The 13,311-nt window shown below is 72.0% G+C and carries 15 protein-coding genes; 11 read left to right on the top strand and 4 right to left on the bottom strand.

Annotation, left to right across the window (positions count from 1 at the left end; genetic code table 11):
* Positions 1–103: 103 nt before the first annotated feature.
* Together JJ683_RS15070 and JJ683_RS15065 are read left to right on the top strand one after the other, a co-directional pair.
* Positions 104–589 carry a hemerythrin domain-containing protein gene (locus JJ683_RS15070; RefSeq protein WP_200175329.1) on the top strand — a complete coding sequence of 162 codons (486 nt, stop codon included), beginning with the start codon at positions 104–106 and terminating at the stop codon, positions 587–589.
* A gap of 23 nt (positions 590–612) precedes the next feature.
* The gene (locus tag JJ683_RS15065) at positions 613–801 is read left to right on the top strand and encodes a hypothetical protein (RefSeq protein WP_200175327.1); all 189 of its coding nucleotides are present in this window, start codon (positions 613–615) and stop codon (positions 799–801) included.
* A gap of 180 nt (positions 802–981) precedes the next feature.
* Here JJ683_RS15065 and JJ683_RS15060 read toward each other — a convergent pair whose 3' ends face one another.
* Both JJ683_RS15060 and JJ683_RS15055 read right to left on the bottom strand, forming a co-directional pair.
* Entirely contained in the window at positions 982–1,740 is a 759-nt protein-coding gene (locus JJ683_RS15060; protein ID WP_200175324.1) for a GAF and ANTAR domain-containing protein, read from the bottom strand.
* A 54-nt stretch (positions 1,741–1,794) separates the two neighbouring features.
* The gene (locus JJ683_RS15055; RefSeq protein ID WP_200175322.1) at positions 1,795–2,526 is read right to left on the bottom strand and encodes a GAF and ANTAR domain-containing protein; all 732 of its coding nucleotides are present in this window, start codon (positions 2,524–2,526) and stop codon (positions 1,795–1,797) included.
* Positions 2,527–2,770: 244 nt separating this feature from the next.
* On the opposite strand from JJ683_RS15055, the gene JJ683_RS15050 reads away from it, so the two are divergent.
* The 4 genes from JJ683_RS15050 (at position 2,771) to JJ683_RS15035 (ending at position 5,826) form a co-directional block, all read left to right on the top strand.
* Positions 2,771–3,892, top strand: coding sequence for an STAS domain-containing protein (locus tag JJ683_RS15050; protein ID WP_200175320.1), 1,122 nt, complete (start codon positions 2,771–2,773; stop codon positions 3,890–3,892).
* Positions 3,889–4,329, top strand: a complete 441-nt coding sequence (locus JJ683_RS15045) for a DUF6292 family protein (protein ID WP_200175318.1) — start codon at positions 3,889–3,891, stop codon at positions 4,327–4,329. Before JJ683_RS15050 ends, JJ683_RS15045 begins: the two co-directional genes overlap by 4 nt.
* A complete protein-coding gene (locus JJ683_RS15040; protein ID WP_200175316.1) occupies positions 4,313–4,540 on the top strand; it encodes a DUF2795 domain-containing protein in 228 nt (75 codons plus the stop codon). The genes JJ683_RS15045 and JJ683_RS15040 overlap by 17 nt, the downstream gene beginning before the upstream one ends.
* A 263-nt stretch (positions 4,541–4,803) precedes the next feature.
* On the top strand, positions 4,804–5,826 hold the full coding sequence (locus JJ683_RS15035; protein ID WP_200175314.1) for a DUF892 family protein: 1,023 nt from the start codon (positions 4,804–4,806) through the stop codon (positions 5,824–5,826).
* Positions 5,827–6,143: 317 nt separating this feature from the next.
* Here the strand turns inward: JJ683_RS15035 and JJ683_RS15030 are convergent, their stop codons facing one another.
* Positions 6,144–6,512 (bottom strand): PAS domain-containing protein, encoded by a 369-nt coding sequence (locus JJ683_RS15030; RefSeq protein WP_200175313.1) that lies wholly within the window; start codon positions 6,510–6,512, stop codon positions 6,144–6,146.
* A gap of 513 nt (positions 6,513–7,025) precedes the next feature.
* Here JJ683_RS15030 and JJ683_RS15025 point away from each other — a divergent pair.
* The 5 genes from JJ683_RS15025 (at position 7,026) to JJ683_RS15005 (ending at position 12,533) form a co-directional block, all read left to right on the top strand.
* The gene (locus JJ683_RS15025) at positions 7,026–8,450 is read left to right on the top strand and encodes a wax ester/triacylglycerol synthase family O-acyltransferase (RefSeq protein ID WP_200175312.1); all 1,425 of its coding nucleotides are present in this window, start codon (positions 7,026–7,028) and stop codon (positions 8,448–8,450) included.
* Between the two features lie 64 nt (positions 8,451–8,514).
* A complete protein-coding gene (locus tag JJ683_RS15020; RefSeq protein ID WP_200175311.1) occupies positions 8,515–9,075 on the top strand; it encodes a nucleotidyl cyclase domain-containing protein in 561 nt (186 codons plus the stop codon).
* Between the two features lie 224 nt (positions 9,076–9,299).
* Entirely contained in the window at positions 9,300–10,334 is a 1,035-nt protein-coding gene (locus JJ683_RS19465) for an AraC family transcriptional regulator (RefSeq protein WP_200175310.1), read from the top strand.
* A gap of 354 nt (positions 10,335–10,688) precedes the next feature.
* A complete protein-coding gene (locus JJ683_RS15010; protein ID WP_200175309.1) occupies positions 10,689–11,738 on the top strand; it encodes a hypothetical protein in 1,050 nt (349 codons plus the stop codon).
* A gap of 144 nt (positions 11,739–11,882) precedes the next feature.
* Entirely contained in the window at positions 11,883–12,533 is a 651-nt protein-coding gene (locus tag JJ683_RS15005; protein WP_200175307.1) for a PepSY domain-containing protein, read from the top strand.
* 219 nt (positions 12,534–12,752) lie between these two features.
* Here JJ683_RS15005 and JJ683_RS15000 read toward each other — a convergent pair.
* A partial coding sequence (locus JJ683_RS15000) for a class F sortase (RefSeq protein WP_200175305.1) occupies positions 12,753–13,311 on the bottom strand: 559 nt, incomplete at its 5' end.

Genomic DNA, 13,311 nt, shown 5'->3' with positions numbered 1-13,311 from the left:
CGCCGATCCGAGAGTATGCGCCGTCTGCCGCGGGTACCCCCTTACCGGCAACAGTGAGACCGTCAGGCGGGGAAAGGGACGGCCCCTGGCCGAAGAGACGAACGTGCTCGCGCTACTCACCCACGAACGTCGGGAGGTCGACACGCTGTTCCAGCGACTCGAAACGCTCGATCCGGCCGCGCACGAGCAACGGCGGGACCTGGGCGAGAAGACCACCAGCACGTGCGTCACACACACCGTCGCCGAAGAGGCCATCGTGTATCCGTCTCTCGCCGAGCACGAAAAGTGTGGGGCGGCCCGGGCCCGTAACGACCATGCCGAGGTAGAAGAGGAACTCAAACAGCCCGAACAACTCTCGGCCGACAGCGAAGAGTTCGTCGACATGCTGCACACGGTCATCGGTAATGTGCGCGCGCACATCGCAGAAGTGGCCGGAGGGTTTGACCGGCTCCGCGATGCCGCCGGCGGGCGCAACACCGGGAAACGCAACGGCAGCCCAGGCCGGTGCAGGAGGGCACCAGCCTACGTTGACCCGCCCCTCGCAAGCCCCCGGCCAGCCGGGGGCGGCCAAAAATGCAGCCGCGTGTAAAAACGCGACAGAAGGAGACGTACGTGCAGATAGGCGAACAGATCGGCGCCAAGGCGGCGGAACTCAAACAGCGAGTCACCGCCACCGCCGCCGACGACGGCCAGGGCACTGATGGCGGCGCGTCATCGGGCGACGGCACGGTCGGCGGGCTTCGGGCCAAGACTGCGGCGATGATCGACAAGATCGTCCGCCACGACGACGGGCCCTGGTAGCGGGCCGTGTAGAGCGTGTCCGCCGCGGGGAAGTGAGTGGGCGACCTCGCGGTGGTCCTGTTCATGATCGCGGTCGCGGGCATGGTGCCTGCGGGCTGATCGGGTACGTCCTGGTCGGCGACGGCGTCGAGTGCCCGCTGCGTCTGTCGACGTGGGGCCTTGTGTGCCGGCTCCGTAGGCTCAGGGCCGCCGGCCGAAGGTCGAGTCCAGAACCTCTTCAGGCGCGAGGGCGCCGGTGACGAGCTGCTGGGCGATGTCGGTCAGCCGCGTCTGCCGGGCACGCCCGTAGTCGCGCAGCACGGCGAACGTCTCGTCGATGGGCACGCCGCCGGCGTGGGCGAGCACCCCTTTGGCCTGTTCGATGATCACCCGGCTGTTGAGCGCGGTCTGGAGCTGCTCTGTGAGCACCTCCCCGTGCCGGATGGCACGCTCGGACAGGATCCCGATCGTCGCGGTTTCCGCCAACGCCCGGGCCACATGCTGGTCCGCCTCGGACAATGTGCCGGGGGCCGTGCCGAACAGATTCAACGCCCCGATGATCTGCTCGCGCAGCCGCAACGGCACAGTGTGCACACTGCGGTATCCGACTCTGAGTGCCTCGGGGGTGAACGTCGGCCACCTGCCGGGCGTCGCCGCCAGGTCCTCGACCGCCACCGAGCGGCCGGTGCGGAAGCAGTCCACACACGGCCCCTCGTTGACCTGCAGCTGGAACAGCTCGAGCAATTCGGTGCGCTCATCCGAGGAGGCCAGCACCTGCAGGCTGCCGCGTTGGTCGGCGAGCAGCATCCCGGCCTCGGCGACGCCGAGCAGTTCGACGCAGTACTCGGTGAGCCGGTGCAAAAGTTCGGCGGTGTCGAAGTCGGCGACCAGGGTGTCGGCCATGTCGACGAATGCGTCGACAAGGCGCGACTCCTGGCGGCGCGATGACGCGGTGTCCATGACAAGTCCTGACGTGGTTGTTGATCAGTTGCGGCCGTGACAGACAAGGGGCGGTCACGACGTGATGGCCTCCGGCGGCAGGCGGCCGGTGGTGATCTCGGCGGCGACGTCAGCGAGGTCGACGTCGGCGGCGAAGGCGTGCCCGCGCAGGCGCGCCATCGCCTCGTCGACACCGATGCGGTGCGCGGACACGAGCATGCCGGCGGCCTGGTGCACCACCGCCCGCGGCAACGAAAGACCCTCGAGAGCCTCATCACCCGATGCTATGGCCAGCACGGCCGTGGTGGCCAGATCCACCAGCCGCAAGGCGGTGGCCAAATCCGCTGGGGCCAACCAGCCGGGGCTGCGCCGGTACAGGCTCATCGTGCCCGCTATCGCGGCGCCGCTGTGGAGGGGGAACGCGAAGACCGCGCCCACGGGGCGCCGGCCGATCTCGGCGGCGAACACCGGCCAGCCGCGTGCGGCGTCCGCGGGCAGGTTCGCCACCAGCACCGGGCGGCGCTCGGTGAGCGCCTCGATCGCGGGTCCTTCACCGAGGGTGTCGTGCACGGACTCGATCGCCCCTGCGATCTCATCGCTGGCATACAGCACCTCACGCATGCCGCTGGCGCCCCCGGCGGCGATCGAGGCACCGTCGACGGGCAGCAGCCGCGCGCACCCGTCGCACACCGCCGCGAGCGGCCCGGTGCTCCCGGCGCCGCCACCGCTGCGCAGCTCGGCGGCCATCGCCGCCCGCACATCCGCGACACCCGCGTCATCACCGTCCGCACTTGACGACGCCACCATGAACGCTCCCGTCCCGCCCCCGGGCCCTACAACACCACCGGCAACGCCCAAACCCAGGTGTGCAGCGCCACCAGCATGCCGGGCGGTGGCAGACGCTCTAGCCGACACCGCCCAACTGCGGTTGCCGCACAACTGGATACAACTACCGTATGACACTGCATGCTCAAGCGGGCATACTAGTGGGCAGCTACCCCAGAATCCCGGTGGCCGACCTGATCGGCACACTCGACCGGGAAGGCACATCATGCCCTCGCGTACCCAGGCTCATCCGCACCATGCGCCCGCCGACGATAGTCTCGACGCCGCGTTGGGGCAGATCACCCACGCCGCTGTCGCGGCGATCCCCGCTGCGGCCCAGGCGGGCATCACCTGCCCGGCAAAACCCGGGCACGTCAGCAGCCGCGGAGCAACCGACGCCGCGGTCGACACGCTCGCCCGGTCGCAGAATGCGCGGCGCCGCGGCCCGTGGCTGCCCACCGCGCGACGCCTGCGCACCATCACCATCGTCGACACGGCTGCGGACCGGCGCTGGCCCGAGTTCGCCTTCGCTGCACGCCAGTCTGGGTTCGGCTCCATCCTCGCCGTAGGACTGTCGGCCGACGACCCCACCCTTGGGACACTGACCCTGTATGCCACCGACGTGGACGCGTTCGACGGCGACGACGAGACGATCGCCGCCGTGTTCGCCGGCCACGCGGCCACCCTGCTGCGCAGCCACACCGGCGATGAGGGTGTCGCCGCGGCGGCGCCGGCGGCCGGTGCTCACGCGATCATCGCGCACGCCGAGGGCGTGTTGATGGACATGCACCACGTCAACGCCGGCGAGGCCCGCGCCATGCTCCGCCGCACTGCAGACCAGGCCAACCTCACCATCACCGATGCCGCGTACTGGCTGATCACCGACGCCGCCCCCACGGGCCGCGGCCAGAATGCCCCCACCCGGCGCCGCACCCGCCAGGCCGCCGCGGACGAGGCGGCCGACGACGACGCGTCGCGCCGGCCGACCGTAGAAGACGACGGTGACCCGGTCATCGTCGACGTCCGCGGCGACATCGACGCCGCCACCGCACCGGCGCTGGCGGCCCGGCTCGCCCGGCTATCGGTCCGCGACACCACCATCGATCTGAGCGGGGTCGGCTTCTGCAGCGCCGGCGGCCTCGAGCTGCTGTTCGAGCACAGCAGGCGGCTCGCCGACCGTGGCGCCGTGCTGCGCCTTGCGGGCTGCCCGCCGACGCTGCGCGCCGTGATCGAGCGTCTCGGACTCGATGACGCACTCCCGAACGCCAGCACTCCGGCACACCACGCCTCCGTGTCCAGCAGCGCGGCGCCTACCGTTGCCGCGGCGGCCGCGGGAACACCGCGTTGAGCCAGACGCTCACGCCGGCGGTGTCGCTGCACCACTATGTCGCCAGCATCGCCGACACGCTCGGCGTGCCCGCCGACACCTGGTATTGCCTGGCCGCCCCGGCCGAGGCCTACATCGCCTTCGAACAAACGTGCCCGCGCCATCCCGGCCACGACGTCGCACTGCTGTGGACCCCGAGAACCGGCTGGTGCACCGCCCTCGAGGTCGGCGGCGAACTGACCGCGGCCTCCTGCATGGGAGGCCCGCTCTTCCCGCCGCCGCACCGGGTGGCCGCATTCGCTGCCGCGTTTTTCCGCGGCGATAAGCAACAACGACCGACGCCGGCGATGCCCGCCCGGCGCCGCAACACGGGCCGCGTGCCGATGTCCGCGGACATCGCCGCGGCACCACCGGGCGACGCCCAGAACGCAAGGAGAACCGATGACGACACGCGATGACCTGCGCGCGGGCAAGGCGCTGCAGGGTTTGCGCTTTCCCGCCGACCGTGCGCGTGCACTGGATTACGCCCGCGTCCGCGCCGCCGACCGCAAGACCCTTAAGGCCTTGGAAGCGCTGCCCGATCGCACATTCGCTACCCGCGACGACCTTGTGGACGCCGTGCCCGGGCAGCCTGAAGGCACCGAGCATCCCGGCGGCACAGCACGCTAACCGCTCGGCAGCAGCAAGAACGGCTGCCGCACGCGCGGATTGCTCCCCCACCATCAGACGGGCCCGGGTCGGCTGTGCCCAGCACAACCGATTCCTCTGCCGGCCGCGCGTACGCGCCGCGGGGTGCAAGTAGGCCGTTATGCGTCCGCCGCGGGCATCCGGCCACGGCCGGCGGCGACGTTTTCCGGCACGACGACCGGGTACACGAGTCAACCGCTCCGCACCGAACCCGCTGGCCGTAGAGGCCGGCTTGAGGAGGAACTATGCGCCGTGACCGCGGCACCCAGGTACAAGACGACAAGGCCCCCCGTCGCGACACCGGGTCACCGGAGGCGGCGAGATCCGGCAGCTCCCGCGATAGTGAACTGAACGAGGCGTTGGTCGCGCAGCTTCGGTTGTTGCATGCGTTGACCGGCAGAACACTGCAGGTGGCCGAGGCGCGGCAGACGCAGGCCCGCACCAAGGCTTTGCGGGACCAGTTCGCCAAGACCGCCGCCGATGCCCGCCGGCAGTCCGAGCGTCTCGCATCGGCACTGCGCGGACTCGACGCGGTCCCCGATGTCGTCACGCCCGCAATCGGCCGGATCGTCGCCGCCGGGCAGGCGCTCATCGAGCAGGGCGAACCGGTCCGCGAAGCACTCTTCGACGACCTCACGCTCGCACACCAACTGCACGATCGGGCCGGCTACACCGCCGTGCTGGCCGACGAGGGGGGCCGTCGACAGATCGCCGCCCTCGCCCGGGACCTCGCCGACGCCCATACGCGCACCGCCGAGTGGACGCGCGAAGCGCTCGAGAAACAAGCCGCAGGCGGGCCGCCGGTGATCGTCCCCTCTGCTGTGCAGCGGTCGGTGGTGTGGGTGACGCGCATCGCCGGCTACCCGGCCCGCGTGACCGCACAGCAGGTCAATACCGTCGCCGACCGGCTGCGCAGTGTGCAGCGCCGCATCGGCGGAGCGGCCACGGCCGTGGACGAGACGTTGACAGCCGGCCGGGACGCGAGCCTGACGACGGCCCAAACGATCGCCGAACGCGACGATGCCACCGGCACGGCATCCGCGCTGCGCACGGTACGCACGGCCGCCGGCGGCCTCACCGAAGACGAACTACCGATCAGCGACTACGACGACCTGACCGTCGGCCAGGTCGGTGACGCCGCGGCGCGGTTGACCCGGCCGGAAGATATCGCGGCAATACTGCGCTACGAACAGAACCACAAGGACCGCACCGGGGCCGTCGACGCGTTGAAGGCCCGTCTCGATGCGGTCAGCGGTTCGTCGCAGTAACACGTAGCAAGAATCCGGCGGCCGCGGACATGCGGCGGGAGAAGCCGCCGGTCGGTGTCGGCCCGCTGTACTGGTCGAAGCCCGCGAGGGCAGCGGTGAAGGGCCGCGTCCGGGTCTGCGGGGCGCGGCGGTCTTGACGCGCGCACCGGTGCCGCCGCTTAGTGCGCCGCAAAGCTTGCCGCGAGCGCGGCGGCCAGGAAGTGCGCCGCGTTGCTCGCCGACCCGCATGCCCCACGAGGGTGCTCTCGCGCTTCGCCGACGCGGCGGCGCGTGTACTGGAGGACCTTTGTCGTGCACCCGGCTGGCGGCCGGCGATGTCAGTAGTGGCCGTTCCAGGCGGCCTCGGTCCAGTCGGCGATCAACGTCAAGATCGTGACCTGGCCGTCGACGCGAGCCGCCGAGTCGTGTGCGGTCACTGTGAGCACCCAGCCGCCTTGCGACAGCAGCCGCAGGTCCGTGCTGGCCGCGTCGATCAGTCCTGCACGCAGCGCCGCCGCCACCGCCTGCTGGCGGCCCTGATCACCGGGGTGCACGATATCGTCGGCCCGCAGCCTCGCGGCGGCGGGGTAGCCCAGAAGCGCACGCAACGCCTGGTTGAGCCAGACCCGCCGGTCGGCGCCGTACACCGCGATCATCGCCGGAACCGGTGAACGGGCGGCGAGAGCCGCGTAGATATCGGCGCCCACGGCCACACCCGCCGCTGGGGGCCGCGCTGTCTCGGCGGCGCCGGCAAGCCGGGGCACGCGGCGATCACGGAAAATTCCAGACTCTTTCCACCGGAATGTGACGGGCACACATCCCGCCACACGCCGTGGCCCGATCGACTCACCGGCGCAGGCTCCCCGGTGCCGCGGCAACCCCCAGTATTCATTCATATCGAACAAACCCGCCGATGCGTGACACCGCATCGGCCCGGCAGTGCGTCCACGCGGCGATCGATGCGTCCGCACCGTGACACTCCCCGGCGCCCACGCCGACACGGCGACGCCGCCACACACGCGCCCCGTCGGCGCGCACCACGAAACACACGCACGTGTATGTGCACACACGCAGTGGACGGTTGCCCTGCCCGGGGCAGTGACCGGACTGTAGATCGTGACCGCATCGTGATCCACCACATACGGTCAGAGGCATCGGCGCACGGCCCGACGCCCTCCACGGGCCCCCGCCGGGCTCCGGCAGGAAAAAGGAGACGCCCCATGCTGGTGCCGATGTCGCCGGTCGATGCGATGTTCCTCCTCGCCGACACGCCGTCGCGGCCGATGCACGTGGGCGCGGCGGCACTGTTCGCACCGCCCGATACTGGCGCACCGCAGCCCGGCGCCGACGCCTGGTTCGCTGCCGACGTGGCGGACCAGTTCGCCGCGGCCGTCGGCCGCGGCCAGGTGGCGCCGCTGTGGCGACGCACCGCCCGCCGGCACCCGGCGCTGCCGGCGCTGTGGACCTGGCGCCAGGCCGAGACCGTCGACCTCGGCTACCACGTGCAACGCCACGGCCTGCCCGCCCCGGGCGGACACACCGAGCTGACCGACCTCATCGCACGGCTGCACGCGACGCCGCTCGATCACGCCCGGCCACTATGGGAGCTGCACCTGATCGAAGGCCTCGCCGACGGGCGCGTCGCGGTTTACTTCAAGATCCACCACGCCCTCGCCGACGGCGTCGCCGCGATGCGTCTGCTCGCCGCGGCCCTGAGCCCGGACCCGGCCCGCCGGGCGATGCCCGCCCCCTGGGAACCGGCCGAACCGCATGAAAGGCACCTGCACCTGGTCTGCGGCAACGCCGCCGACCGGCCCGGTAGGGCCTCCAAGCTGCTCGGCGCGGCCCGCACCACCGCCGGGGAAGCGGTAGGTCTGCCACTCGCCCTGGCCCGCGCCACCGGCGCCGGCGTGCGCGGACGCGGCGGGCCACTGGCCCTGGCCCCGGCCCGCACCGTCTTCAGCGGCCCCATCGGCGGGCCGCGGCGCTACGCGGCCCGTAGCTGGCCGTTCGAGCGCCTCCGCCTCGTCGCCAAGAGCGCCGACGCCACCGTGGGCGAGGTGATCGTGGCGATGAGCGGCGGGGCGCTGCGCACCTACCTGCGCGAGCGCGGGGCACTGCCCGGCCGCGCGCTCACCGCGACGGTGCCCGTCTCTCTGCGCCCCGACGACCGCGGCGACGGCGGCGGCGGGAACAGGATCGGCGCGCTGGCGTGCACCCTGGCCACCGACCTGGCCGATCCGGCCGCACGCCTGGCCGCCATACGCACCGCCCTGCGCGGCGGCAAGGACCTGTTCGCCGCGCACAGCCGCGCCCAGGTACTCGCGATGAGCGCGCTCGGCGCCGCCCCGCTCGCGGCCGGCATGCTCACCGGCCGGCCATGGTTCTCCCCGGCGCCGGCCGTGATGATCTCGAATATTCCCGGGCCGTCGCGGCCGCTGTACTGGAACGGCGCCCGCCTCGACGCGCTCTATCCCGCGTCGGTGCCCGTCGACGGGCAAGCGCTCAATATCACCTGCGCCAGTACCGGCGACGCGATCCACTTCGGGCTCACCGCATGCCGCACCGCCGCAGCCGACCTGTCCGCGTTACCCGAACACCTCGACACCGCACTCGCCGCACTCGAGCGCGCCGCCGGCCTCTAACACCCGCTGCGCCGGCCGCGCACCACCGCACCCGGCGCCCGTACCGCGAAGGACACCACCGACCATGACCCGCACCCCGCTGCATCGACACACCGCACGCCGCGCCGCCGCGCCGCCGGACGGACCGATCCTCGCCCCGGCCCCGGACGCCGCCGCGCCGGCCACGGCCGGGGAGCTGCTCGCACTCACCCAGACCGCCCTGGACACCGCCGCCGCCGACTCCCGCCGACTCGGCATCATCCACCTCGACTTGACCGACGCGCTGCCACCATCCGCCGGCGGCAGCCTGCTCGGTGGGCGCGGACAAGTCGCCGACCGCATCCGCAGCCACCTCGTCCCCGCCGACGTGCTCGCCGCGCTCGGCGAAAACGACTACGCGGTGCTGCACGCCGGCACCGCCCTCGGGATCGTCACCCTCGCCGACGCCATCACCACCGACCTCACCCGCCCCGGCAGCCCGGGCGACCACGACACACTCAGCGTCGACATCGCCATCGCCACCTCCCCCCGCGACACCGCACGAGGACTCCTCGACCGCGCCCGCATCGACACAGGCCGGCACCGGCCCGCCGCGACACCGGCCAGCGCGGGCAGCCGCCGGCCCACCCGCCGCCATGCCCGGTAAGCGCCACTCGCCACACCCGTCGAACGACTCCATCCGTGATCACAACCCCCCACCGCCGGCCCGCGGGACGACCTGCCCGCCGCTGCGCGCTTGCGCCCAGACCCGTCCGCCGCGGCCGCCGGAACGTGCGTTTGCGCACCAGGTGGTGCGTGTGCGGAAACACCCGGACACCGTCTCGGCCGGAACCGGAACGCCGGCCCCGTTACCGGCGGATACTGTGATGTATGGCTTCGGCGAGAAAGCCGATCGGGGCCATCGGCGTCCGCGCCATCAAAGACGCGCCGCGCTCGTCGATCGAGCGGACACACCTGACGACCAGCGACCCGGACGAGCTGGCCGCGTTCCTGCGCCGCGCCTATGTGGACCACCACCGGCGGCCACGGACGGTCGGCGAGGGCCACCGCCATGGCGGCCGGCACCGCTCCCGTCTGGCCCGGGGCATCGCGCTGGCCGCCGGCGCCGCGGACACCACACTGGGGCTCGATACCGACACGGGCCCGTTCCACGCAGCAGTGGTCCAGGTGGTCCACGCCGGACACCTGTACGCCGCCACCCGCGATGAGGAACTGCCCCTGACCCCGGGAGAGGTGGTGCTCTACCGGCCCGGCCGGCCCTACCGGCTCCGCTGGGACCAGGTCAGGGCTACCGGCCTGACAATGCCGATGAAGGCGATCGAAGACATGGCACACACTCGATCCGACCTCGATCCCGGCGCGCTGCGTTTCGAGCAGAGCACACCGGCCAGCACCGCACTCGGCGCCTACTGGGCGCGGGTATCCGGATTCGTCGTGCGCGAACTGCTCGCCGACGACACGGCACTGGCCGACCCGCTCGTCGCCGCCCAGGTACGCCGGTTCGTCGCCGACGCCATGCTCACCGTCTTCCCGAACACCACCACGGCCGAGCATTACCAACCCAGCCCCGGCGCCGTGGCCCCCGCCGCGCTGCGCCGCGCGGTCGCCTACCTCGAAGAACACGCCGGCCGGCCGGTCACCCTCGACGAGATCGCCGCCGCCGCCGGCACCCGACCGCGGGCCGTGCAATACGCCTTCCGCCGCCACTACGACACCACCCCGATCGGGTTCCTGCGCCGGCTGCGCCTCGAACGCGCCCACCGCGACCTGCAGGCCGCCGACCCCGCCCGCGGCGACACCATCACCGCTATCGCCCACCGGTGGGGCTACGCCAACCCCGCCAGCTTCGCCGCCGCCTACCACCGCGCCTACGGCATGCCGCCGAGCCGCACCCTCCGCACCTGAGCACACCCGCACCCGCAACCCCCGCCCGGGATCGCCACAATCCCGCTGTCCCAGCGTTACGACGCTGCTAGCGTCAAACGATCGACCCGGACTCCGCCACGCACACAGAATCGAACAGACCATGGGCATCGCAGCAGCCATCATCGGGCTCATCGCCAACAGCATCGGCCTGGCCACAGCCTCCCTCAACGCGGGCAGCGCACTACTGAACAACGTGCTGCAGATGAGCTAGCACCCTTTTGGGCCCGCCCCGTACGGAGGCCAGGGGCCCAACCCGGCGCCGCAGGCCAAATCGGCCAGACGCTGCCGCGGCGTGTCGGCGGAGGCCGCCCATCCGGTCGGTACGCTGGCCCGGTGGACAGCGCTGAGGGCCCCGGACGCTCATATGCCGGCCGCACCAGTGTGCGTACCCGTCAACACGCCGCGTCGTCGCGCATGCCCGTACCCGCCGTAGCCGTACTCGTGCTGCTCACCCTCGTGCTCGCGGCGGGCTGCGCCCCAGCAGGCGAGACCGGCGCCGGGAATACCGGGCCCGCCCGAACCCCCGGCTCCGCGACTGCGCCGCAGGCCCCGCCGGTCGCCGCCGATCCGCCGGGCAGGCCCACGGCCGCATCGGAGCTGCCCGGCGGGGGCACACAGTTTTTCCCGGGACGCCGCCTGGTCGCCCTGTACGGGCATCCGGGCGCCCCGAATCTCGGCGCGCTCGGCGAGCAGGGACCGGACGCAGCGATCGCCCGGGCCCAGGACCTGGCAGCCCGGTACGCGCCGCTCAGCGACGTCCCGGTGGTACCGGCACTGGAAATCATCGCCACACTCGCCCAAGACGCACCCGGGCCGGACGGCGATTTCAGCGCACCGATGGATCCGCAGCAGTTGCACGAGTGGGTCGACAAGGCCCGCGCCGCGGGCGTGTACGTGGTGCTCGATCTGCAGCCCGGGCGGGCCGATTTGCTCGATCAGGCCCGCCGGTACGCCGATCTGCTGCGCGAGCCGAACGTGGGCCTCGCGATCGATCCCGAATGGAAACTGCAGCCCGGCCAGGCGCCGCTCCAGCAGATCGGCCACGTCGCATCAGCCGAGGTCAACGCGGTCGGCGCCTGGCTCGACGGGCTCACCGGCGATAACGAGCCGCAGACGCTGCTGGTGGTCCACCAGTTCCAGACACAGATGGTCCGCGGCGAAGACACGCTCCGGGTGTCGTGGCCGCACGTCCAGACCCTCGTGCACATGGACGGCCAAGGCACGCCCGGCGTCAAAGAGGACACGTGGCACGCGATCGTCGGGGCGGTGCCCGAGGCCATGCCCATGGGATGGAAAAACTTCCTGCACATCGACACGCCGATGCTCACCGCCGCACAGACCATGGCCCACCGGCCGCAGCCGCTGATGATCAGCTACCAATAGCGCACCCGCCGGCGCCGCGCACCACAATCACGGTGGATCAGCGTCGCCGGCCGTGCTGCGTGCCTGCACCCATCTCCCGCCACGGCACAGGCCACGCACCGCCGGGCCGGGCATACGGCCGGGCCCGGTGGGTAGCCTCCCGGCATGCAGTCCACTACGAAGCACCTCCGGACACCGTTGGTCGCGGCGCTCGGCGCCGTGTGCGTACTGACCGCATGCGGCAACGATCCCGCAGAACCGGCCGCCCCCGACACCACCACCGCCGCTGCGTCGGCGCCGTCCGCTACGAGCGCGGCGGCCGGCACTACCACCGACGGCGCCGGACTCGGCGGCATGGTCGATCTCTACACGCGGACCTTCCCCGTCAGCTGGCAGGACGCCGTCGCGGCCGCGCGGGACAAGTACGCCGGGGACGTCAGCAAGATCGAGTTGGAGCCCAGCGACGCGGGCCGCTACGAATACAAAGTCGAGATCCTCTCGGACACGCAGAAGCAGACGATCCACATCGACGCCGAGACCGGCGCCGTGCTGAGCAGCAAGACCGACGACTTCGACCAGGACAAAATCGGCAGCGAGCGCCGCAGCAACGCGATCGGCCTCGAGCAGGTCATCCCCTTGCAACAGGCGATGGACATCGCCCGCGACGTGCACGCCGGGCCGATCAACAAGTGGAAGCTGGAAGGCAAGTCCAGCGGCCCGCAGTACGAGTTCGACATCTCCCGGCCCGGCGGATCCGGCGACTGGGAGGTCCAGATCGACGCCCGTGACGGCACGGTCCGCAGCACCGGCGACTGACCGGAAGCCGCTGAACGTGTTCGCCTGACACGGCGGGCCACCGGCTACGCGGACCCCGCGCCCCCGATACAGGTCGGACAATCGCCAGGTTCAGGCCGTGTCCGTCGGTCCGCCGCGCCGGAGGGGGCGCCCCGCCGGCGCAGCGGACCGGCGTCCCGGGCGCGCACGGTGCCCCGCACGCGCGGCCACGGCGGGGACGCGCCGGCGGGAGCGTCACACCTACGGCGTCGGCGCTGGGCGCGATCCGGTCAGCCGCGCGTAGGCGACGATGTTGTCGGTGTAGTTGCCGGTGTCGGGGTTGAAGCTGCCGCCGCAGGTGATCAAACGTGCCTCGGCCTGGCGGGTGTTGCCGTAGACCGCAAGGGTGGGGAACGCGTCCTTGGCATACCGGTCGACCCCGGTGATCGTGAACTCGGCGACCGTGCCGTCGGCGCGGCCGACGGTGAACGTGTCGCCGGGGCGCAGGTCGCCGAGGCGGAAGAACACGCCCGCACCGTGTTCGGCCGAGTCGACGTGCCCGACGATCACCGCCGGCCCCTGCTCGCCGGGAGTCGGGGAGAACCGGGCCCAGCCGGGCACGGCCACGTCGTCGAGCGAGGGCACCTGCACGGAGCCGTCGGGGTTCTGACCGAGTGTGATCAGCGTGTGGTGCACGTCGATCGCCGGGATATCGATCCGGGTCGGTACGGAATGCGGCAGCACCGGCCCGGCAGCAGATGCCGGACCGGCGCTCGCGCCGCCCGCCGAGGGCCCCGGCGGTGGCGCCGGCTGCGCCGCC

The sequence above is a fragment of the Tomitella cavernea genome, from assembly GCF_016599145.1.
GTDB lineage: Bacteria > Actinomycetota > Actinomycetes > Mycobacteriales > Mycobacteriaceae > Tomitella > Tomitella cavernae.
This window is presented reverse-complemented; position numbering and strand designations above follow the sequence as displayed.

Excerpts from the sequence above, each read along its gene's own strand:
- JJ683_RS15060 (WP_200175324.1), bottom strand. The coding sequence starts at position 1,740 with ATGGACACCGCGTCATCGCGCCGCCAGGAGTCGCGCCTTGTCGACGCA.
- JJ683_RS15055 (WP_200175322.1), bottom strand. The coding sequence starts at position 2,526 with ATGGTGGCGTCGTCAAGTGCGGACGGTGATGACGCGGGTGTCGCGGAT.
- JJ683_RS15050 (WP_200175320.1), top strand. The coding sequence starts at position 2,771 with ATGCCCTCGCGTACCCAGGCTCATCCGCACCATGCGCCCGCCGACGAT.
- JJ683_RS15040 (WP_200175316.1), top strand. The coding sequence starts at position 4,313 with ATGACGACACGCGATGACCTGCGCGCGGGCAAGGCGCTGCAGGGTTTG.
- JJ683_RS15035 (WP_200175314.1), top strand. The coding sequence starts at position 4,804 with ATGCGCCGTGACCGCGGCACCCAGGTACAAGACGACAAGGCCCCCCGT.
- JJ683_RS15025 (WP_200175312.1), top strand. The coding sequence starts at position 7,026 with ATGCTGGTGCCGATGTCGCCGGTCGATGCGATGTTCCTCCTCGCCGAC.
- JJ683_RS15020 (WP_200175311.1), top strand. The coding sequence starts at position 8,515 with ATGACCCGCACCCCGCTGCATCGACACACCGCACGCCGCGCCGCCGCG.
- JJ683_RS19465 (WP_200175310.1), top strand. The coding sequence starts at position 9,300 with ATGGCTTCGGCGAGAAAGCCGATCGGGGCCATCGGCGTCCGCGCCATC.
- JJ683_RS15005 (WP_200175307.1), top strand. The coding sequence starts at position 11,883 with ATGCAGTCCACTACGAAGCACCTCCGGACACCGTTGGTCGCGGCGCTC.